This is a genomic window from Xanthomonas sp. D-36-1, from assembly GCF_017746155.1.
Lineage (GTDB): Bacteria > Pseudomonadota > Gammaproteobacteria > Xanthomonadales > Xanthomonadaceae > Xanthomonas > Xanthomonas cissicola.
Genome location: NZ_JAGHWR010000038.1, coordinates 83,169 through 103,437, shown reverse-complemented (window position 1 = coordinate 103,437; position 20,269 = coordinate 83,169). Strand labels below are relative to the sequence as shown.

Annotated in this window: 18 protein-coding genes and 1 pseudogene; 7 read left to right on the top strand and 12 right to left on the bottom strand. The window is 65.2% G+C overall.

The genetic code is table 11. The features are described from left to right. Positions 1-29 precede the first annotated feature (29 nt). The 5 genes from J7367_RS12735 to rpsU all read right to left on the bottom strand — a co-directional run bounded on the left by J7367_RS12735 (position 30) and on the right by rpsU (position 5,449). The gene (locus J7367_RS12735; protein WP_033481321.1) at positions 30-1,076 is read right to left on the bottom strand and encodes a bile acid:sodium symporter family protein; all 1,047 of its coding nucleotides are present in this window, start codon (positions 1,074-1,076) and stop codon (positions 30-32) included. A gap of 109 nt (positions 1,077-1,185) precedes the next feature. Further along, a complete protein-coding gene (gene dnaG, locus J7367_RS12730) occupies positions 1,186-2,934 on the bottom strand; it encodes a DNA primase (protein WP_057658668.1) in 1,749 nt (582 codons plus the stop codon). An 81-nt stretch (positions 2,935-3,015) separates the two neighbouring features. Then, positions 3,016-4,059, bottom strand: a complete 1,044-nt coding sequence (locus J7367_RS12725; protein ID WP_022560170.1) for a YihY/virulence factor BrkB family protein — start codon at positions 4,057-4,059, stop codon at positions 3,016-3,018. Positions 4,060-4,528: 469 nt separating this feature from the next. Continuing rightward, positions 4,529-4,975 (bottom strand): GatB/YqeY domain-containing protein, encoded by a 447-nt coding sequence (locus J7367_RS12720; RefSeq protein WP_005911504.1) that lies wholly within the window; start codon positions 4,973-4,975, stop codon positions 4,529-4,531. A gap of 258 nt (positions 4,976-5,233) precedes the next feature. Then, positions 5,234-5,449, bottom strand: coding sequence for a 30S ribosomal protein S21 (rpsU, locus tag J7367_RS12715; RefSeq protein WP_002808376.1), 216 nt, complete (start codon positions 5,447-5,449; stop codon positions 5,234-5,236). Between the two features lie 276 nt (positions 5,450-5,725). Here rpsU and tsaD point away from each other — a divergent pair, with 276 nt between their 5' ends. The 3 genes from tsaD (at position 5,726) to J7367_RS12700 (ending at position 9,623) form a co-directional block, all read left to right on the top strand. After that, positions 5,726-6,790, top strand: coding sequence for a tRNA (adenosine(37)-N6)-threonylcarbamoyltransferase complex transferase subunit TsaD (gene tsaD / locus J7367_RS12710; protein ID WP_057658666.1), 1,065 nt, complete (start codon positions 5,726-5,728; stop codon positions 6,788-6,790). 77 nt (positions 6,791-6,867) lie between these two features. Next, a complete protein-coding gene (gene folB, locus J7367_RS12705) occupies positions 6,868-7,224 on the top strand; it encodes a dihydroneopterin aldolase (protein WP_003484603.1) in 357 nt (118 codons plus the stop codon). 227 nt (positions 7,225-7,451) lie between these two features. After that, positions 7,452-9,623 (top strand): glycoside hydrolase family 3 N-terminal domain-containing protein, encoded by a 2,172-nt coding sequence (locus J7367_RS12700; protein WP_057658664.1) that lies wholly within the window; start codon positions 7,452-7,454, stop codon positions 9,621-9,623. A gap of 170 nt (positions 9,624-9,793) precedes the next feature. Here J7367_RS12700 and J7367_RS12695 read toward each other — a convergent pair whose 3' ends face one another. After that, positions 9,794-10,972: a PQQ-dependent sugar dehydrogenase gene (locus J7367_RS12695; protein ID WP_007966555.1), complete on the bottom strand. Its 1,179-nt coding sequence runs from the start codon at positions 10,970-10,972 to the stop codon at positions 9,794-9,796. Between the two features lie 183 nt (positions 10,973-11,155). On the opposite strand from J7367_RS12695, the gene yiaA reads away from it, so the two are divergent. After that, on the top strand, positions 11,156-11,590 hold the full coding sequence (gene yiaA, locus J7367_RS12690; RefSeq protein ID WP_057658662.1) for an inner membrane protein YiaA: 435 nt from the start codon (positions 11,156-11,158) through the stop codon (positions 11,588-11,590). A 54-nt stretch (positions 11,591-11,644) separates the two neighbouring features. Here yiaA and J7367_RS12685 read toward each other — a convergent pair whose 3' ends face one another. From J7367_RS12685 to J7367_RS12660, 6 genes are all read right to left on the bottom strand, one after another. Continuing rightward, complete coding sequence (locus tag J7367_RS12685; protein ID WP_057658660.1) at positions 11,645-11,977, bottom strand: hypothetical protein; 333 nt, start codon at positions 11,975-11,977, stop codon at positions 11,645-11,647. 176 nt (positions 11,978-12,153) lie between these two features. Beyond that, a complete protein-coding gene (locus J7367_RS12680; RefSeq protein WP_022560168.1) occupies positions 12,154-12,651 on the bottom strand; it encodes a hypothetical protein in 498 nt (165 codons plus the stop codon). Positions 12,652-12,847: 196 nt separating this feature from the next. After that, entirely contained in the window at positions 12,848-14,164 is a 1,317-nt protein-coding gene (locus J7367_RS12675; RefSeq protein WP_057658658.1) for an amino acid permease, read from the bottom strand. After that, positions 14,161-14,937 (bottom strand): L,D-transpeptidase family protein, encoded by a 777-nt coding sequence (locus J7367_RS12670; protein ID WP_057658656.1) that lies wholly within the window; start codon positions 14,935-14,937, stop codon positions 14,161-14,163. The genes J7367_RS12675 and J7367_RS12670 overlap by 4 nt, the downstream gene beginning before the upstream one ends. A 260-nt stretch (positions 14,938-15,197) precedes the next feature. After that, complete coding sequence (locus tag J7367_RS12665; RefSeq protein ID WP_057658654.1) at positions 15,198-16,295, bottom strand: dipeptide epimerase; 1,098 nt, start codon at positions 16,293-16,295, stop codon at positions 15,198-15,200. Beyond that, on the bottom strand, positions 16,292-17,704 hold the full coding sequence (locus tag J7367_RS12660; RefSeq protein ID WP_057658652.1) for an SH3 domain-containing protein: 1,413 nt from the start codon (positions 17,702-17,704) through the stop codon (positions 16,292-16,294). The genes J7367_RS12665 and J7367_RS12660 overlap by 4 nt, the downstream gene beginning before the upstream one ends. A gap of 377 nt (positions 17,705-18,081) precedes the next feature. Between J7367_RS12660 and J7367_RS12655 the strand changes: the two genes are divergently transcribed. From J7367_RS12655 to J7367_RS12645, 3 genes and pseudogenes are all read left to right on the top strand, one after another. After that, positions 18,082-18,888 carry an N-acetylmuramoyl-L-alanine amidase gene (locus J7367_RS12655; RefSeq protein ID WP_057658649.1) on the top strand — a complete coding sequence of 269 codons (807 nt, stop codon included), beginning with the start codon at positions 18,082-18,084 and terminating at the stop codon, positions 18,886-18,888. Positions 18,889-18,978: 90 nt separating this feature from the next. Further along, positions 18,979-19,729 (top strand): annotated as a pseudogene (locus J7367_RS12650) (M15 family metallopeptidase). 306 nt (positions 19,730-20,035) lie between these two features. After that, positions 20,036-20,233 carry a CPXCG motif-containing cysteine-rich protein gene (locus J7367_RS12645; protein WP_022560162.1) on the top strand — a complete coding sequence of 66 codons (198 nt, stop codon included), beginning with the start codon at positions 20,036-20,038 and terminating at the stop codon, positions 20,231-20,233. The last annotated feature ends 36 nt before the right edge of the window (positions 20,234-20,269 follow it).

Genomic DNA, 20,269 nt, shown 5'->3' with positions numbered 1-20,269 from the left:
CAGCGGGCAGGCGCTGGCGCGGCGCATCGTCAATGGCGCTCGGCTGCGCCTTGCGGCTGGTTAGAGGCACCGCGCGCATAACGTGCGGCCACAACGGCGCAGACGATCAGCTGCAGCTGGTGATACAGCATGATCGGCAACACGATCGCGCCCAGCCCGCCGCCGGCAAACATCACCTTGGCCATCGGCACGCCGGTGGCCAAACTCTTTTTCGAGCCGCAGAAGACGATGGCGATTTCATCGGCGCGGCTGAAGTGCAGGCGCCGCGCGATGCAGGTGATCGAAAGCATCGCCATGGCCAGCAACAACGCTGCAGCACCGAGTACCGCCAGCAGCGCAGGCAGCGGCGTCTTCTGCCACAGCCCTTCGTTCACCGATGCGCTGAAGGCGGTATAGACCACCAGCAGAATGGTGCCTTGATCGGTGTAACGCAGCACGGCGCGATGGCGTTCGACCCAGCCGCCGATCCACGGGCGCATGAAATGGCCGGCCAGAAACGGCACCAGCAATTGCAGCAGGATCTTGCCGATCGCCTCGGCCGGATGCGCCATCGCGCCTTGGCTGCCGACCAGTGCGCCCATCAGCAACGGGGTGAAAAACACGCCCAGCAGGCTGGAAAGCGAAGCCGCGCAGACCGCGGCCGGCACATTGCCGCGCGCCATCGATGTGAACGCGATCGAGGACTGCACCGTGGACGGCAGCGCGCACAGGAACAGCACGCCGACATACAGCTCCGGCGTCAGTACCAGATGCGCCAGTGGTTTGAACAACAGCCCAAGTAACGGGAACAGTACGAAGGTGCAGCCCAGAATCACCAGATGCAGGCGCCAGTGCAACGCGCCGGCCTTGACCGCTTCGCGCGACAGCCGCGCGCCGTGCAGGAAGAACAGCGCCGCGATCGCCACGTCGGTGACATCGTCCATGACTGCAGCGGCCGTACCCGAGACCGGGAGAAACGAGGCCAGTGCGACCGTGCACAGCAGCGCGAGGGTGAAGGGGTCAATGCGCAACCGCGCCAGCAGCTTCTTCATCGAGATCCAACGGTAGCGCGCGATCTTGCGCCTGGTATGGACCATTCTACGATGCGTGCAGGCCTTGCCTGTGGCATCGACGCCAGCGTTCGCGCCTGAAACGGCCCGGCGGTGCGCGATTGCCTTGCGCTGCGTCCAGCCGCACAGCGCTGCATCACAACGCTGCGAGCGCCTTGAGCAGTTCGCGCATTTCGTATTTGTCGGTGTCGTCCAGCCCTTGCGCGCGCTGTTTGGCCTGCAGCTCTTCCACGCGCTGACGCAGCAACTGCTTGTCGAGTTGCGCGACGACGTCATGCAGCTCAAGCGTCCAACTGTGTTCGTCGCCGGGAAGTTCCTGCGCCGCCAGCTTCTGCAAGGCAGCGAGTTCCTCGCGCTCGGCGAAGTGCTCCAGCAGCGCGCCCGTGCTGATTTCCGGGCGTTGCCGGACCAGGTCCAGCAATTCCATCAACAAGTCGATCCCGGGCAGGCGCAGCCCGGAAAAATCATGCACGCCTTCCAGGCTCATCGCCAATGACGGCCGTTGCAGCAGGATGGCGATGGACGCACGCACCAGGCTGCGTTTCTGCGTGGGCGCGCCCATGCGGGCAGGCGGCCGCGGCCTGGGTGCGGGCTGCTGCGCAGACGAACTGGCGCCAACCCCGGTCAGGCGCGCCAGTTCCTGTTTCATCAGATCGCCGAACGCGCCTTCGGGGATTTGCGCCAACAGCGGGCGCGCACGTTCGGCCAGGCGCGCCTTGCCGTCCAGCGTGTGCAGGTTGATCTCGCGCGACATCTCGTCGAAGAAGAACTGCGACAGCGGCGTGGCCTGTTTCAGGCGCTGATCGAAGGCCTGCGCGCCTTCCTTGCGCACGATGGTGTCCGGGTCCTCGCCATCGGGCAGGAACAGGAAAAACGCCTGGCGGCCATCCTTCATGCGCGGCAGCACCGATTCGAGCGCGCGCCAGCCGGCCTTGCGCCCGGCGTTGTCGCCATCGAAACAGAAATACACATCCGGCGCGTTGCGGAACAGCAGCTCGGCATGTTCGGGCGTGGTGGCGGTGCCCAGCGTGGCCACCGCCTGGGTCACACCGAACTGGAACAGCGAGACCACGTCCATGTAGCCCTCCACCACGATCAGCCGCTCGATCTTCTGATTGGCCTGCCGCACCTGCCACAGACCATACAGCTCGCGGCCCTTGTGGAACAGCGCGGTTTCCGGCGAATTGAGGTACTTCGGCCCCGGGTCGCGGCCGTCGGCCGGCGCGCCCATGGTGCGTCCGCCGAAGGCGATCACGCGGCCGCGGCGGTCGAAGATCGGGAACATCACCCGGTCGCGGAACTTGTCGTACACATGGCCGCGATCGTTCTTGGAAAACAGCCCGACGCGCTCGAGCACGCTCATGCGCCGCGCATCGGTGCCCAGGGTGTCCTTCAATGCGCTGTAGCCGTCGGGCGCATAGCCGATCTGGAAACGCGCGCGGTTGTCGGCATCCACGCCGCGCCCGTCCAGATAGTCGCGGGCGCGTTCGCTGCCCTCGAGCTGGCGCTGGAAGAACTTGGTGGCCGCTTCCAATGCCGAGTACAGCTCGCGGCTGTCGTCCTGCTGCTGCGGCGTGCGCTGCTGGGTCTCGCGCGGGATTTCCATGCCGGCGCGCTTGGCCAGCTCGTCGACCGCATCGAGAAATTCGAGGCGGTCGTAATTCATCAGGAAACTGATTGCGGTGCCGTGCGCGCCACAGCCGAAGCAGTGATAGAACTGCTTGGTCGGCGACACCGTGAACGAGGCCGAACGCTCGTCATGGAACGGGCAGCGCGCCGAATATTCCTTGCCCTGACGCTTGAGCGGCACGCGACCGCCCACCACCTCGACAATATCGGTGCGTGCAAGCAGTTCGTCGATAAACGCGTCGGGGATGCGGGCCATCCCGCTAGGATATCTCAGCGGCCTGCCAGCACTTCGTCGCCCCCGCCGAAGAGGCCGGCGAGGCAGGCACTGCAGCAGTCCTCAGCCGCGTGGCAGCGCCTGCGACTCCGCTGCTGAAGATGCAGGCGCTGCATCGGCAGGCGGCACGATCACCGGCGGATGCTCCGGGTCCACGCCCGCCTCGCGCAGCTTGCGATGCGAGCGCACCCGCTCGTCGATCACCGCGGTGATCAAGGCGCCGACGAAGAACACCACCGAGGCGTAGTACATCCACACCAGCAGGATGACCAATGTCCCCATCGAACCATAGGCGCTACCCGGCGCTGCGGTGGCGATGTACACGCCGATGGCGTAGCGGCCCAGCGCGAACAAGACCGCGGTGATGACCCCGCCCAGGAACGCCTGGCGCCAGTCGACGGTGCGATCGGGCAGGTAGCGATACAGGAACGCGAACGCCAGCGAGTACAGGGCCAGCGTGGTCACGTAACCGACTGCCGGCAGGACCGAGGGCAGGCGCGCAAAGACCACCTGCAGCGCGGTGGTGGCAATCATCGACACGATCAGCAAGAAGCCCAGCGCCAGGATCACCCCGAACGAGAACACCCGCTTCTGCAGCCAGGCCATCAAGCCGTCCAGGCGTTGCTTGTCGGTGCGGAAGATCAAATTCAAGGCGTTCTGCAGCTGCGCGAACACCGCCGTGGCGCCGATGAACAGCAATAGCGTGCTCCATACGCCGGCCAGTGAGCCAACGCCAGGTTGATCGGTGGCATTGCGAATGACGGTCTGCGCGACTTCGGCCGCGCTGCCGCCGGCCAATTGCCCGATTTGCTGCACCAATGCTTCTTGCGCTGGCGGATAGAGCGAGGCAGTCAGCCACAACAGCAGCACCAGCAACGGGGCCAGCGACAGCAGCGCGTAGAACGACAACGACGCCGCCTGCGTCATCACGTCGATCTCGATGAAGCGGTTCAGCAGCGCCATCGGAACGCTGCGCTGCAGACGGCTCAGATGCTTGTGCAGATAGGCGGAGGAAAGCGTCGTCACCGGCGGGAGGATCCTTGGCGCATACCGTTGGCGCGGAGGCGACGTCAGGGCAAAGTCGGTATGCGGAAAGACCTTGCCCATGCCTGCGCTGGCGTCCACGTTCTAGCAGGGCCGGATCGAAGGACGGGTGAAAGCGCGCACGTGTTATGGGCGAAGCAGCAGGCGGTGCACCTGGTACGCGCAGTCTGTTGCGCGTCGTGAGCAACGCGCGCGGTGTGTCTGTCAGCTCATTCGATGTGCGCCAGTTGCCGATGTACCTGTAGGGCCGCGTGATTGGAACTGCCGGAGTCCACGCGACGACAGGGACGCAAACTGTGCAGAACGCTTCGGCCGCATGCATGGCCATGCGCGTTTGAACGAGGGCGCGCGCCCTGCCTGATGCGTTGCGTGTCGTAGATGTGCAACGGCCTTGGCGCTCCAGTGGCGTCCTGCAACATCACTGCGTGTCAAGAGGTCCGCCTTCCACTGGAAACGCCGCTCGGTGATGCGGCAGGCAGTGCCGCACTCGTCGCAGTGCCCTGGCCGTGGCACAGGGCGCTGCGGCGATCGATCAGCCTGCCAGCTGCTGCTTGACCAACGTCGAGACCAGGCCCATATCGGCCTGACCGGCCAGCTTGGGCTTGAGCGCGCCCATCAGCTTGCCGATATCGGCCGGGCTGCTTGCCCCGGTCTCGGAGATCGCGGCCCGGATGGCAGCCACGATCTCGGCTTCGCCCATCTTGGCCGGCAGATAGCGCTCGATCACCACGATCTCCTCGCGCTCGATCTGCGCCAGGTCATCGCGCGCGGCGGCTTCGAACTGAGTGACCGAGTCCTTGCGCTGCTTGACCATCTTGTCGAGCACGGCGATCACGGCGGCATCGTCCATCTCGATGCGCTCGTCCACTTCCTTCTGCTTGATGGCGGCGTTGATCAGCCGGATCACGCCCAGGCTGTGCTTGTCGCCGGACTTCATGGCGGCCTTCATGTCATCGGTGAGCTGCTGCTTCATGGACATGCGGTAACTCCTGAGTGTAGGTATCGAGTGGTGGCCAAGGCGCCCAATCGGGCTGGGTACCTCGGCCGAACGGGGGGGCAGGGCGTGCGTGGAGAGATGCCTCGCCGCGCGTCGCGCGGATTGCCTGACGTCTCCCGCGCAATACCGCGTGGCGGACCAATACAAAAAGCCGGCGACGCTTGCGCGTGCCGGCTCTTGGGTTCGCTCCCGATAGGTCGCGCCTTCTGCGCAGACCCATCGGCAAGGAACCGCGTTCGATCAGTACAAGCGCTGACGCTTGGTGACGTCGCGCGAGGAACGACGCAGCTGACGCTTCACGGCAGCGGCAGCCTTACGCTTACGCTCCTGGGTCGGCTTTTCATAGAACTCGCGCTTGCGGGTTTCGGCCAGCACGCCGGCCTTTTCGCAGGTGCGCTTGAAACGGCGGAGCGCAAATTCGAAGGGCTCGTTCTCGCGGACTTTAACGCTGGGCATGTGTTCTCCAGAAGTGGGATTTCCGTCCGGGAGCCCCGGGCGGGTGCGAGCGGACTTGCGTGACGGAATTTCCGGGTTGCCCCGGCGAGCCGCTCATTATAACGACTTGCCGCCGACCTGCAAGCCCCTGGCAGAATTTGCCGCCGCGACGCGAATAAAGCATGCGCCCGGGCCATATGCGGCCGGCACGGCAGGGCGGTGCAGCATCTTGCCATCGGCCGGTCTGCGCAGCGCAAAAGCTGCGAAAATAGCGGCATCTCCCCATGCCGAGCTGCCGTGAAAGTTCTTGGGATCGAATCATCGTGCGATGAGACCGGCGTAGCGGTCTACGACACCGAATTGTCCGGCGTGCCGGCGCTGCGCGCGCATGCGGTCTACAGCCAGATCGCGCTGCATGCCGAATACGGCGGCGTGGTACCGGAGCTTGCCAGCCGCGACCACGTGCGCAAGTTGCTGCCGCTGATCCGCCAGACCCTGGGCGAGGCCGGGCTGCGCATCGACGAACTGGATGGTGTGGCCTACACCGCCGGGCCGGGGCTGGTCGGGGCATTGTTGGTCGGTGCCGGCGTGGCGCGCTCGCTGGCCTGGGCATTGGATGTGCCGGCGATCGGCGTGCACCATATGGAAGGCCACTTGCTGGCGCCATTGATGGAAGACGACCCGCCGCAGCCGCCGTTCGTGGCCTTGCTGGTGTCCGGCGGGCATACCCAATTGGTGTCGGTGAAGGCGCTGGGCAGCTACCAAGTGCTGGGCGAGACGCTGGACGATGCGGCCGGCGAAGCCTTCGACAAGACCGCCAAGATGATGGGCCTGCCGTACCCGGGCGGCCCGCAGCTGGCCGCCTTGGCCGAAACCGGCACGCCGGGGCGCTATAAGTTCGCGCGGCCGATGACCGACCGGCCCGGCCTGGATTTCAGTTTCAGTGGGCTCAAGACCCAGGTGCTGCTGGCCTGGCGGTCCAGCGACCAGTCCGACACCACCCGGGCGGACATCGCGCGCGGCTTCGAAGACGCGGTGGTGGACACCCTGGCCATCAAGTGCCTGCGCGCGCTGGACGCGGCCGGCTGCGACACCTTGGTCGTGGCCGGCGGCGTGGGCGCAAACAAGCGCCTGCGCGCGCGTCTGCAAGAGGCTGCCCAGCGCCGCGGCGGCCGGGTCTGTTTCCCGCGCCCGGCCTTGTGCACCGACAACGGCGCGATGATCGCCTTCGCCGGCGCGCTGCGACTGCAGGCCGGTGAGCATGCGGATGCGGCGGTGCATGTGACACCGCGGTGGGATATGGCGGGCTTGCCGCCACTGGCGGCGGCGCGGGATTCGGGAGTGGGGATTGGGGATTCGTAGCCCGGTTTCTTGTGTGCTCTGCTCTTGTTTGCCTGCTCTTGCCAATCCCGACTCCCCAATCCCAAATCCCGGCTCCCATGGATAAAGTGTTTATTGAAGGTCTCGACATCGATGCGCTGATCGGCATCTACGATTGGGAGCGCCGCATTCGCCAGACCTTGCGGTTCGATCTGGAGATGGGATTCGACAACCGCATTCCGGCGGCCAGCGACGACATTGCCGATACGCTGAACTACAAGGCGGTGAGCAAGCGCTTGATCGAGTTCGTGCAAGCCTCGGACTTCGGGCTGGTGGAGACGCTGGCCGAGCGCTGCGCGGCGCTCGTGCTGGACGAATTCGGCGTGCACTGGCTGCGGTTGAAGCTGAGCAAGCCGGGGGCGGTGCGCGGCGCGCAGGCGGTGGGCGTGATCATCGAGCGGGAACGCGCCGCCTGATTGTCGCGAACCGCTCGCCTGGCTGGCTTATCGCTGCATGCGTGGATCCCGGAGTATCGACGGTTGCGGTGGACCAGGCGCTGCGCCGCTGCCGCTCCGGCGGGCAACATGCCGTGCAACCGGCCTCTACAAATCCCGAATCTCGAATCCCGGCCTTTAAAACTTGCCTCCCCGCAGGCGCGTCAGGCTAGAATTGACGGCCATGTAAACGTTTTCTCAAGGATCTCATGGCTGCTGATCGCATCGAAACCCTGATTGCCCGGATGACCGTCGAAGAGAAGGTCGGACAGTTGGGTGTGTTCGCCGACATGGTGCGGCCGTTCGCGCCGGACGTGAATCCCGAGGCCAATGTGCTCAATGCCGACGAGGTGTTGCAGCAGGTGCGCTTGGGTCGGGTCGGCTCGCTGTTCAATGGCGTGGGCGCCGCGCTGGGCGTGCAGATCCAGAAAGTCGCCGTGGAAGAGAGCCGTCTGGGCATCCCGGTGATCCTGGCCGCCGACGTGATCCACGGCATGCGCACGGTGTTCCCGATTCCGCTGGGCGAGGCGGCCAGTTTCGAGCCGGCGTTGGCCGAGCGCACCGCGCGCGCCACCGCGATCGAGGCCACCGCTGCCGGCCTGCACTGGACCTACGCGCCGGCCGTGGACATCGCGCGCGACCAGCGCTGGGGCCGTGGTGCCGAGGGTGCCGGCGAAGACGTGATGCTGGGCGCGGCCTTTGCCGCTGCCCGTGTGCGCGGGTTCCAGGGCAGCGACCTGACCGCTCACGATTGCCTGCTGGCCACGCCCAAGCATTTCGCCGCCTATGGCGCAGTGGCGGCAGGCATGGAATACAACACCGTCGACATTGCGCCGCAGACCTTGCGCGATGTGCACTTGCCGCCGTTCAAGGCCGCCTTCGATGCCGGCGCGTTGACCGTGATGTCGTCCTTCAACGACATCAACGGCGTGCCGGCCAGCGCCAACCACGAGTTGCTGACGCAGATCCTGCGCGGCGAATGGCAGTTCCCCGGCGTGGTGATTTCCGATTACACCGCCGACATGGAATTGATCGCGCACGGCTATGCCGCCGATGAGCGCGACGCGACCAAGAAGGCCTTCCTGGCCGGGTTGGACCTGAGCATGCAAAGCGGCTTTTATGCCGCGCATTTGCCGTCGCTGGTGGAAAGCGGCGAGGTGCCGATGGCCACGTTGGATGCCAGCGTGCGGCGCATCCTGCAGCTCAAAGAAGCGATCGGGCTGTTCGACAATCCGTATCGCTCGCTGGACCCGGCGCGCGAAGCCGACACCACGCATCTGCCGGCGCACGATGCGTTGTCGCGCGATGCCGCGCGGCGCTCGATCGTGCTGTTGAAAAACGAAGGCGGCGTGTTGCCGCTGAAGAAGAGCGGCCAGCGCATCGCGTTGATCGGCCCGTTCGTGCAGGACCGCGAAAACATCGAGGGCTGCTGGACCCTGTTCGGCGACAAGGAACGCTACGTGACCCTGGAGCAGGGCGTGCGTGCGGTGGTCGGCACCGAGGATCTGAGCGTGGTGGCGGGCTGCGGACTGGAAGAGGCGCTGCCGGGTGGCATTTCCGCTGCGATCGATGCGGCGCAGGCGGCCGATGTGGTGGTGCTGGCGTTGGGCGAGCCGCAGCGTTTCAGTGGCGAGGCGCAATCGCGCACCGAGATCACCTTGCCGCCGGCGCAACAGGCACTGGCTGAAGCGATTGCAGCGACCGGCACCCCGATGGTGGTGTTGTTGCGCAATGGCCGCGCGCTGGCCTTGAGTGGTGCGGTGCGCGATGCCGACGCGATTGCCGTGACCTGGTACCTGGGCACGCAGACCGGGACCGGTGTGGCCGATGTGTTGTTCGGCGACTACAACCCGTCGGCGCGTCTGCCGATCAGCTTCCCGCAGGTGACCGGGCAGCAGCCGTACTTCTATAACCATTTGCGCACCGGGCGCCCGGAATTGCCGACCCTGTCCGAGTACAAAGCGCGTTGGCGCGAGATGCCCAACGAGCCGTTGTATCCGTTCGGGCATGGCTTGAGCTACACCACGTTTGCGTATGCGCAGCCGCAGTTGAGCGCGGCGCAACTCGGCTGGGATGAGGCGCTGACCATCACCACGCGCGTCAGCAACACCGGCAAGGTCGCAGGCGAGGAAGTGGTGCAGTTGTATGTGCACGATCGCGTGGCCAGTCGCGTGCGCCCGGTGCGCGAACTCAAGGGGTTTCGCAAGGTATTGCTGCAGCCCGGCGAGAGCCAGGACGTGGTGTTCACGCTGGAGCGCGATGCGCTGGCCTTCACCAACCACAAGTGCGTCTTCGGTGCGGAGCCGGGTCTGTTCGATATATGGGTGTGCGCGTCGGCCAAGAGCGGCGAGGCAGTGACCTTCGAACTGCTGGAACGCTGATAGAAGCGCGCTTGGCACACTCGGCGCGGCGATCGTGCGAACGGGCGGCCACTGTTACAGCGCGAAGCGCCCGCTGACGTCGTGGTCAAATGCGATGACGACTGTCCAATGTCGCCATCGCGCTTGCCGGTGCAGCGCGTCAGATGCACCGGCGCATGCCGCGGAATCGATCAAGCGTCGCTTTCGACCGCGGCCTTGCTCTTGGGCGTGAGTTTCAGCAGACGCCCGGTACTGCCACTGGCTTCGTCTTCCAGTAGCCAGAGCGCGCCGTCGGGACCTTGCTCCACTTCGCGGATGCGTGCGCCCATGTCGTAACGGGCCACTTCGCGCGGCTGGTCGCCCAGCGACACCTGCACCAGCGCCATCGACGACAGCCCACCGATAAAGCCATTCCCGCGCCATGCCGGGAACTGCTTGCCGCTATAGATCACAAAACCTGCTGGCGAGATCACCGGCGTCCAGCTGATCTTGGGTGCGGCGAACTCCGGACGCGTGTTGTGGTCGGGGATCGGCGTGCCGTCATAGTTGTCGCCGTTGGAGACGATCGGGTAGCCGTAGTTGGCGCCACGCTGGATCAGGTTCAACTCATCACCGCCGAGCGGACCCATTTCGTGTTCCCACAGGCGGCCCTTGCTGTCGAAGGCCAGGCCAAGAATATTGCGATGGCCCAACGACCACACCTGCGCAGCAACGCCGCCTTGCGCAACGAACGGGTTGTCGGCCGGCACGCTGCCGTCGTCGTTGAGCCGGATCAGTTTGCCGAGGTTGGCTTTCATGTCCTGGGCAGGAGTGAACTTCTGCCGTTCGCTGGAGCTGATCCACAGCTTGCCATCGGGCCCGAACGCGAGCCGATGCCCGAAGTGGCCATTGCCGGTGACCTTGGGATCCTGGCGCCAGATCACCTTCAGGTCCGAGAGCGTGCCGCCGCCGGTTGCATCCAGCGTGAGCTTGGCGCGCGCCACCGCAGCGCCGCGCGTGTCGCCTTCGCCCGGCTCGGCATAACTCAGGTAGACCAGCCCGTTCTTGGCGAAGCGCGGATGCGCCAGCACATCGCCGAAACCGCCTTGACCACCGTAGGCAACCGCCGGCACGCCGGTGACGGCGCTCTTGCGTTTGGTCTTAGTGTCCAGGCGCATCAAGGCGCCGCGCTTTTCGCTGACCAGCAAGCTGCCATCGGGCAGGAAGGTCATTGCCCAGGGTTCGTCGAAATCGGCGACCGTGGTGGCCTGAAATGGCCACTGTGCTTTGGGAATGGAGGCCGCGGGGGCGGCTGCGGGCGCGGCAACTGCAGTGCCGGCAGTGAACAGGGTGGCCGAGCAGGCCAGGGCAAGCAGACGACGGACAGACATGGGGTCCTCCTGGGGATGGGCGCGGCACGCTGCAGCCCTCCCGCAACGTGTCCCGCGTCGGGTTTTCAAGTACCTTACACGACGTCGCCGGGGGCGCCCTTGTTGCAGATCACTGTCTGCAGGACGCCCGCGTCTCACAACGTCGTATTTCGTGCATCGTTCCACCATAGAAAGGGAGTTTCCATGGCCACGCAAAAAACCTCGCCTGCTTTTATCGCCGCATCCTGGGCCGCATTATTGCTGGGCGGTGCGGCGTATCTGGTGGGTTTGTGGAATGCCCAGATGTTGCTCAACGAGAAGGGCTACTACTTCACGCTATTGTTGTTCGGTTTGTTCGCCTCTGTCTCGTTGCAGAAAAGCGTACGTGACCGCGCAGATGGAATTCCGGTGACCGGCTTGTACTATGCCATCTGCTGGTTTTCGCTGATTGTTGCGTTGGTGCTGCTGACCATCGGCTTGATCAATGCCACGCTGTTGCTGAGCGAGAAAGGATTTTACGCAATGGCCTATGCGCTGAGCCTGTTTGGTGCAGTTGCGGTACAGAAGAATACCCGCGATGCGATGGAGATCAGTGACGCATCGCGTAGTGCGCGCAGCGTGCCGCCGGCACTGGACTGATACGCGAAAGATCGTGTGATGCAACAACGCCACCTCGACGGTGGCGTTGTCGTTTTAGCGCTTATGCGTGTCGTCGCCAGTGACGAAATCGGCCGCGTTTTCCCAGGCGCGCTTGACTGCATGCCGCGCCTTGCTCCAACTCAGCGACGAGGTGCCGCGCCTGGCCTCCCAATCGCGATGCAACTCGGCTTCGACCTGGTCGTAAGCGCGCGCGTTGTCGCGGATACGCGCTTCATAACCTGCGAGATAAGCGCCTTCGTAGTCTTCGTAGCGATCGCCTTCGGTGTAATACGGCTCTTCGGTGAAGCGTTCGCGCCAATACGTCGATACGTTCTGGCTGCGGTCCTCGTCCGGCGCCCGGCCCGGAATCTGATACGGCACGTTCATGCGCGTCTCCGTGGTGTATGTTCGGATTACCCTAGGTCGCTTGCCGTTAATTTCATTGCCATGGCAGGTGAGGAGTACATCAACGCAGCAGGTTCGACACGGCGCCGTAGCCCAGGCTTCTCAACGCGTGATCGCGGCAGCGTTGCGCTGGAGGGAGGACGGTCTTGGATGGCGCTTCAGGTGGTCGCCGAGGCCGCTTCATACGGCAATGGGGTTGCACCGGCAGCCACCATGGCGGCCTCTGCCTCCTGCAGCGCCGGCTGCTCTGCATCGATAATCACTAGCACGCGCCCGGCCTGGATTTGCTCTTCGAACTGACGGCGTACCGGATCGGGCACCGTGGCGCCGATCAACGCCGATGACCAGCTACCGACCAGCGCGCCAGCCAGTGCCATGACGCCCGCGCCGGCCAAGGTCAGCCCAATCGGGGGGACTGCGATGGCGACCAGGCCAGCCACCAGGCCAGCCGCACCACCGGTGGCGGCGCCGCGTGCGGCAGCGGGAAGGAAGTCGGTTTTGACGTCCTTGCGTTCGTCTGGGACGTCCCGCAGTTCGATATCGGAGCGGGCGATCAACGACAGCGCATCGTTGTCGATGCCGGCACTGCGCGCGGCCTGCAGCACGCGCTGAGCGCCGTCGAGATCGGCGGTGCTGTAGACATGGCGAAGTTTCATCGCAAGCTCCCATGCAGGTAGAAGCTCAGCGTTGGGTTCATGCGGTTAGGCTTGCGTGAGCGCTGTGCGAGCATGCCGCGAAATCGCAGGTCGCCCGGGGAGCATCTCACTATCCGATGCACGGCAACATGCAGAAAATATGGTGTGGTGCGGGCATGCCGCGTCAAAAACTGCTCAACAGCAGTTGGTTGTGCCCTCAGCCGCCTTCAAGCCGCTTGCGCGGAAACAGATAAAACACCCAACCGACCAGAAGCGCCACGCCTGCTGCGGCCAGATTCTGCCAACTGGCGCTGGCCAGCAGGCCCAGCGACAGCACCAAGGCGGCGATGGGGATGGCCGGTCCGCCGGGCAGGCGCAACGTCTCGGTGCGTTGCCGGTACCTGCGCGCCAGCACGATCACTGCTGCGGCGGTGCCGATGTAGGCGAACAGGCGGGTGACCATCGACAATAACGCCAGCTGCGTAAACGATCCCGACAACGCCAATGCGAGCGACAACGCGCCCTGCGTGAGCACCGCCGCGGCGGGCGTATGGAAGCGCGGATGCACGCGTGCCAGAAACGCAGGGCCATAGCCATCGCGTGCAAGCGCAAACAGAAAGCGCGGGCCGAGCATCACGGTGTTGCTGGTGGTGCCGAGGATGGAAATGGTGGCGCCCACGGTGAGGATCAGTGCCAACGCTTCGCCACCGAATCGGCTTGCGGCATCTGCCAGCGGCGTCGGCGAGGCCGCAAGGTTGGGCAGGGTGCCCTGCGCCACCACCTGCACCGCGGCGTAGATCAGGGTGACGGTGACGATCATGGTGATCAACGCAAATGGCACATCGCGCCGCGGGTTGCGGTATTCGCCAGCGGCTGCGGGAATGTTTTCGAAACCTGCGTAGGCGAACAGCAGCAGCAAGGCCGCTTCATCGAGATTGCCCAGGTCGCGCAGATCGGGCGCGGTGCCGGCAAACGCCCATGACCAATCGACATAGAACAGGCCGATCGCCACGAACAGCAACAACGGCACCAGCTTGCCGATCACCAGCGCGATGCCGGTGCGCGCGGCCGATTTCACGCCGATCACGTTGATCGCGGTGAGCAGGCCCAGCGAGCCGACGACGACCAGCAAGCGCGCCCAGGGATCGGTGGCGGCGGTGGGCCAGAACCGCGCCACTGCGTCGGCCAGGCCATTGCTCAAGGCAGCCGCCGAACTGATGCGCGTGAGCCAGATCATCCAGCCAATCTGAAAACCGACGAACGGGCCGAATGCTTCGCGCGTGTAGAGATAGCTGCCGCCCGGCGTATCGAAGTAGCTGCCCGCTTGCGCGTAGCACAGCACCAGCAAGGCGACTGCAAGGCCGGCCAGCATCACGGCCCACAGGCTCATCGGCCCGAGCAGCGCGGCGGTTGCGGCAGGCAGCAGGTAGATGCCGCTGCCGATGACATCGTTGATCGACAGGCCGACGATCTGCCACCGGCTGACGACACGGACCAAACCTGCCGCGTCCGGCGCGGGCTGCGGTGTGCTCATGGCGCGTCCCCGGTCAGTGCAGGCAAGTGCCATGCAGTGTGCAGGCGCGCGTATTCGGCGCGTGGCAGCAGCACGAACAGCGGATGATCGTCCGGCTTCAGCCAGGCGAGCAAGCGTTGCATGTCGGCCGCTGCCATCGCGGTGCAGCCGGCGGTGAACTGGCCTGGTGTACGCCACAAGTGCGCGAAGATGCAGCTGCCGCGTCCGGGAACGGCCCTGGGGTTGTGCGCGATGACGAAGCCCTCGCTGTAACGCGCATCGCCTGCGTGGCGCAGATCCAGACGCATCGGCTCGGTCGAGCCGGCAACGGCCGCCTCGCCCACCTGCGCGGCATCGACGATGCGGTTGTACAGCGGTGAGCTGGGCACATCCATGCAGTAATGGGTAGCGCTCATCGCCTGGTATGGCATAGCGCTGTCGATCTTCGACGCATAGCCGAACGCCGGGCCGATGGCGAAGACGCCGGCAGGGCTGCGACCATCGCCTTCGCGCTTTTGCGGGCCCTGCATCTGCACAGGATGCAGGCCCTCGCCCCAGGCACTGCCCTGCCGCCCAAGCGCAACGGCGAAGCTATGGGCAGCCGGTTGCCATTCGCCATCCACACGGGTGAAGGTGCGCAGACGCGCCTGGGTGCTGTCCCAGTCCGCGGTGGTCACCACGATCAACGTGCGTGCATGGTTCAACGCATCGATCGGGCTGGCCGCGATGGCAAGACTGCAACAGCTTGTCAGCGCCAGCAGCACAAGGGATCTAAACACGGTGGCAAGGCGCATGCAGGCTCCGGGCAATGGTCGAGCGGGATGAGTCCAAAGGCGAGACACGGTTGTCTGGAAACGGCGCGCTACGGTGGTGCGTGACCGACGCCGCGTTGTCGCTACTGTACTCAGCAATGCTGTTGCGTGGTGCATGTGCGTGTCGCGCATCAGACAGGCGCGTCCGTTGCCCGGAATCGGCGAGTAACGCTGGTCATACCCACGTTGTAGCGCGGTCTGCTTCCATTTGGGGGCTGTTCGCCGCACCGCGTCGGCCGCTCTCACGCCGGCAACAGTTCCAGCCCATGAATGCGGCGGATGCCCAGTCCCGGCGAATCGTCGATGTGGATCTGCGCCTCGTCGAATCGCACGCCACCCTCGGTGGGGTCGAACTGCCCAAGCGCAGGTGCATCCAGATCGGCCAGGGTGATGCTGTCGGCCTTGGCCACCGCCAGATGCACCGCGGCGGACACGCTGATGCTGGATTCGATCATGCAGCCGATCATGCATGGCAATCCATACAACCCGGCGATGTCGGCGATGCGGATGGCATTGGACAGCCCGCCGGTCTTCATCAGTTTGATGTTGATGATGTCGGCGGCGCGACGCTGAATCAGCGCGATCACCTGCGTAGGCGAGAAGACGCTCTCGTCGGCCATCACCGGCGTGTCGATGCGTGCGGTGACGAAGGCGAGCCCGTCGAGGTCGGCGGCCTTGACCGGCTGCTCCAGCAGCTCCAGCGCGATGCCGCCATCTTCCAGCGTACGCATGGTGCGCACCGCTTGTTTGGGCGTCCAGCCTTGATTGGCATCCAGCCGCAGCGATGCGCGCCCAGCGACTGCCGCATGAATTGCCGTGACGCGTTCGACATCCGACTCGATGTCCTTGCCGACCTTGATCTTCAGTGCGCGATAGCCGTGCGCGAGCGCCGCTTGCGCCTGCGCCACCATGGTGGGGATGGTATCGGCGCTGATGGTGATGTCGGTCGTGACGCGCGGCGTGCCGCCACCGAGCAACTGGTACAGCGGCGCACCAAAACCCTGCGCCCACAGATCGTACAGTGCGATCTCCACGGCGGCCTTGGCGCTGGTGTTGCGTTCGAGCGCGTGTTGAACGAGCCCGCATAGCCGGTTGAGATCGGCCACGTCCTGCCCAATCAGCTTGGGGCCGATGCAGTGTTGGATCGCGGCAATGATGCTGCCATGGGTATCGCCAGTGATGGGCGCGGTGGCGGGTGCGGCGCCGTACCCGATGTGGCCGCTGTCGGTCTGCAACAGCACCACCACGTCCTCGATTGCCTGCACCGTGCGCACGGCTGTCTTGAACGGTGTTTTCAGGGGTACGCGCACCATGCCAAGCCGGAAGCCGGTGATCTTCATAAGGGGCCCGTTGGAAAAACGCGTTGAATGCGGGTGATGTGGTCGATGAATGCAGTGCCATCGCTGGCGAGCAAGGGCAGCAATGGGGTGACCGACACACCATTCAAACGCGCGCGCTGCACGCTGCCGTCGGCCGCGTGGTAACTGGCCCCGGCCACATCATGGATCACCCATGGCGCACCGCCTGCATGGCCGATCACCAGCATCACATGGCCTGGAATGTAGACCAGATCGCCAACCTGCAGCTGTGCGAGCTGTTGCAGGCGTTGCGCCAACGGTGCGCCAGCGTCGAACGTGACACTGTGCAACACCGTGCTGCGCGCCTGGTCGCCGGTATTGCGAGGCAGCGCGAGGCCGAGGCTGCGATAGACATCCAGCACCAAGCCGCTGCAATCGCGCGCATCGTAATCGTTGCCCCAGCCATAGCGTTCGCCAAGGAATTTGAAGGCCTGCCGGAGCAGTGCGGCGTCGGTGGCGGGCAAGGCGCCGATGCGCACATCGGCGCCGCGCGGCATCAATGCAGGCACCAGCTGCAGACGCCCATCGGCACTGCGCACCGGCAATTGCACCACGTGGGCCGCTAGCGGCAACTGTCCGTTGACTGGCTGCTGCGTCGGCCAGTCGCCGAGCAAGGGCAGGCTGGTGCCCATATCCAGTGCGCGTGCAGAAACGGCTGGGTTTTCGGGCGTGTAGGCGGTCTGCGCGCGGGCTGCGGTAACGATCAGGCGCGGGCCGCGTTGTGCGTAATTCAGCACCTCGGTGCGGCTGCCCTCGGCAATCTGCGTGCTTGCGATCCACGCAGCGTAATTGGCGGCGACCACGAACTTCCACGCGCCATCGGCACTGCCGTGCAGGACCGCCACCGGCGTGCCGGGATACAGCGCCGATTCCTGGAAGCGGTCGATATCGCGGTCGTCAGCACTGGTAAACACACGCTGGGCAGTGGGAAAGGTCCGCAACGCGCCACGTGTGACGACCAGCGCAAAGCGCAGTGGCACCTGTGCGGGTATCGCATCCAATGCCAAGGCCGTGCGCAATGCCGCCAAGCGTGCGGTATCCAGACGCCGCCCGTCTGCGTCGTACAGCGGACGCGTCGGTATTGCCGATAACGCGTCGATACGCGCTCTCACATCAGTTGCGGGCAGCGTCTGGGGAAGTTGCGCGATGTCATGCATCGATGCATCGTCGCGCAGCAGGCGTGTATTGAAGTCGGCGATCTGCGCGGGGTCGATCCGCGGCATCTGCGCGTTGCGGCTGCGCCGGATCCAGTACTCTGCGGTGAGCTGTGCATCGCTGACGACAAAGGGCGGTGCTTGCGCGGCCGGCGTGGCAGCAGGCGCTGGTGCGGCGCCGCTGGGAAGGGCAAGCGCGATCAGCAGCAACATCAGCAGGTGGCGCGACAATGGCATGCAGGGCTCGGGAGGAAGGCAGCCGCTGGCGCGCTGCGAGGCAAGGCAAGGCCGATAGTGGCATGCGGCGCAGAGCGTATCCACATGTCCGAGCTGCGTGACGACTCTCGCCGGCAGTGGACGTTTGGGGGCGCGTTGGTGCGGAGCGTGCAGGAAGCCCGTGACCCTCTTTGCCGCAGCCGTAGATACGCGAGTGGCCGCTACTGCCGTCTTCGCAACGGCGATGCTTGCCAAGCTGGGAGACACCACCTGCGACTAACGATGGCAGCGCGCAAGGCCACCGCGCTGCCGACGGTCCCATCGGCAGACGGCCGCGCAAGCACGACTCGGCCGATAATGGTGCTGCGCAGGTCGTCCGGCCTTCCCAGGAGCAATACGTGCTGCCCAGCTTTTCTCTCTCGTCATCGGCCTGGCTGCGGACCGCCGTTTGCCTGGCCGCGCTGTCGCTGGGCGCCTGTGCCCACGCCCCGCAGCGCAATCCGCTGGCGCAGTGGGTGCCATCGCCCAATTACGACACGCGGCGACCGATCCTGATCGTGTTGCACTTCACCGACCAGCATTCAGTCCAGCAAAGCCTGAGTACGCTGCGCGGCCGCAACAGTGGCGGGCGCGTCAGTGCGCACTACCTGATCGGCGAAGACGGGCAGCGCTACCAATTGGTCAGCGATGGGCAGCGCGCCTGGCACGGCGGGGCCGGTCGCTGGGGCACCATCACCGACATCAATTCGGCCTCGATCGGCATCGAACTGGACAACGACGGCAGCGAGCCGTTCGCACCGGCGCAGATCGACAGCCTGCTGGTGTTGCTGGACGACCTGTGTCAGCGTCTGCGTATTCCACGCACGCAGATCGTCGGCCACGAAGACGTGGCCCCGACGCGCAAGAACGACCCCGGGCCGTTGTTCCCCTGGAGGCGCCTGGCCGACGCCGGTTTCGGCCGCTGGCCCGCGGCCGACGCGCCCGCAGCCCCGGAAGGTTTCGACCCATGGCAGGCGCTTGCCCTGATCGGCTATAGCATCGACGATCCGGCCGCCACACTGCAGGCGTTTCACCACCACTACCGCGGCAACAGCGCCACCACCCTGGATGCCGAAGATCTACGCATCCTGTCTGCGATGACCAACCACGCGAGACTTTCTGGCTCGCGACCGGCGCTTGAGCCAACTGAAGGCGACGACCACTAGGCGCACAGGCATCGAGCCGTGCTACCGCTGGCGGCGAACGAGCGCAGCATGACCTGCCGCGCAAACGCGGCATCTTGCAAGGGAACGGAAATGACCGACAACCTGCTGTTTCGAAATGGGCGCTGCTGGCGGCAGTGTGTTGTTCAAGGCGCTTTGCTGATGAGCGGCGTGGCGCCATGTGCGCTAGTCGCCGGCCAGGTGCATGTGTCCTCGGCAAGGACCGCGGCAGAGGCCGGCCTTGTGGACGTGCACGCCCTTGCGCCGGACATCGCATTGGACATGCGGTATGCGAGCAGCAACAACTTCACCGGCCGGGTGGTACCGGGCTATGACGCGCCGCGGTGTTACCTGTTGCGCCCGGCTGCCGACGCATTGGCACGGGTAGCGCAGACGCTCAAGGCCGAGGGCTATCGGCTACAGGTGTTCGATTGCTATCGGCCGGTGCGGTCGGTGAAGGCATTCGTTACCTGGGCTGCGGATCTGCAGGATCAGGCGACCAAGCCGCAGTACTACCCGCGGGTGGACAAGCGCGCATTGCTGGGCGATTACATTGCGCCCACCTCCGGGCATAGCCGTGGCGCGACGCTGGATCTGGGCTTGCTGGAGTGCCGGCCGGCCGGGCGGGTGCCGTGCAGTGGACATGGGCACAGGATTCGATTTCTTCGATGCGTGGGCGCACACCGAGGCGCCCGACATCAGCTCAGCACAACGCGCGCACCGCCAGCGCCTGCTGCAGGCGATGGCGGCCGAAGGATTTACCAACTATCCGATGGAATGGTGGCATTTCACGTTTCGTCCCGAACCCACGCCAGAGACGGCCTACGATGTTCCGGTGGACTGACAGCGGTCAGGCAACACGCTCTTCGTCGCTGATCGATCCGGTGCTGCTCGCGATCGGTTGGCCGCTTGCGAGACGCGTGGATGCGACACGCAAGCAGCCAGCATGGATGCAGGGCATCGTGTCGAAGTCGGCCGCGCTCTTGCCTCGCACAGACAGTGCTGGCATCGGTCGCCTCGCCGGCAACGGCGCAAGCACCAACACCAACACGAGCACAGCGCCAGTCGTACACTCCAATGTCCGCCAGCAGCACCGGCCGGCGTCGCCGCCACGTCCGGTCACTTGCCTCGACAGATCCAAGGAACCGCCATGTCCGACCCGGAACGCTTCGTCGATATCGCCTGCCCTTACTGCGGGGAGTGGATCACGCTGGCGCTGGATCTGACAGGCGGCGACCAGCATTACATCGAAGATTGCCAGGTCTGCTGCAAGCCGATTGCGGTGAGCGTGCGCTGGGACGAAGAAGGCGAAGCGCAGGTGCGTGCGCGTGGTCAGGACGACGCCTGAGCCATTGCGCGGGCCGCATCTGGCCCGCCTGTGGTT

What these genes read in the sequence shown, in the direction of transcription:
- J7367_RS12645 (WP_022560162.1), top strand. Translation starts at nt 20,036, where the DNA reads ATGTCCGACCCGGAACGCTTCGTCGATATCGCCTGCCCTTACTGCGGG.
- J7367_RS12680 (WP_022560168.1), bottom strand. Translation starts at nt 12,651, where the DNA reads ATGAAACTTCGCCATGTCTACAGCACCGCCGATCTCGACGGCGCTCAG.
- yiaA (WP_057658662.1), top strand. Translation starts at nt 11,156, where the DNA reads ATGGCCACGCAAAAAACCTCGCCTGCTTTTATCGCCGCATCCTGGGCC.
- J7367_RS12700 (WP_057658664.1), top strand. Translation starts at nt 7,452, where the DNA reads ATGGCTGCTGATCGCATCGAAACCCTGATTGCCCGGATGACCGTCGAA.
- J7367_RS12660 (WP_057658652.1), bottom strand. Translation starts at nt 17,704, where the DNA reads ATGCCATTGTCGCGCCACCTGCTGATGTTGCTGCTGATCGCGCTTGCC.
- folB (WP_003484603.1), top strand. Translation starts at nt 6,868, where the DNA reads ATGGATAAAGTGTTTATTGAAGGTCTCGACATCGATGCGCTGATCGGC.
- J7367_RS12725 (WP_022560170.1), bottom strand. Translation starts at nt 4,059, where the DNA reads ATGGGCAAGGTCTTTCCGCATACCGACTTTGCCCTGACGTCGCCTCCG.
- dnaG (WP_057658668.1), bottom strand. Translation starts at nt 2,934, where the DNA reads ATGGCCCGCATCCCCGACGCGTTTATCGACGAACTGCTTGCACGCACC.
- J7367_RS12720 (WP_005911504.1), bottom strand. Translation starts at nt 4,975, where the DNA reads ATGTCCATGAAGCAGCAGCTCACCGATGACATGAAGGCCGCCATGAAG.
- J7367_RS12675 (WP_057658658.1), bottom strand. Translation starts at nt 14,164, where the DNA reads ATGAGCACACCGCAGCCCGCGCCGGACGCGGCAGGTTTGGTCCGTGTC.
- J7367_RS12665 (WP_057658654.1), bottom strand. Translation starts at nt 16,295, where the DNA reads ATGAAGATCACCGGCTTCCGGCTTGGCATGGTGCGCGTACCCCTGAAA.
- J7367_RS12685 (WP_057658660.1), bottom strand. Translation starts at nt 11,977, where the DNA reads ATGAACGTGCCGTATCAGATTCCGGGCCGGGCGCCGGACGAGGACCGC.
- J7367_RS12695 (WP_007966555.1), bottom strand. Translation starts at nt 10,972, where the DNA reads ATGTCTGTCCGTCGTCTGCTTGCCCTGGCCTGCTCGGCCACCCTGTTC.
- J7367_RS12735 (WP_033481321.1), bottom strand. Translation starts at nt 1,076, where the DNA reads ATGGTCCATACCAGGCGCAAGATCGCGCGCTACCGTTGGATCTCGATG.
- J7367_RS12670 (WP_057658656.1), bottom strand. Translation starts at nt 14,937, where the DNA reads ATGCGCCTTGCCACCGTGTTTAGATCCCTTGTGCTGCTGGCGCTGACA.
- rpsU (WP_002808376.1), bottom strand. Translation starts at nt 5,449, where the DNA reads ATGCCCAGCGTTAAAGTCCGCGAGAACGAGCCCTTCGAATTTGCGCTC.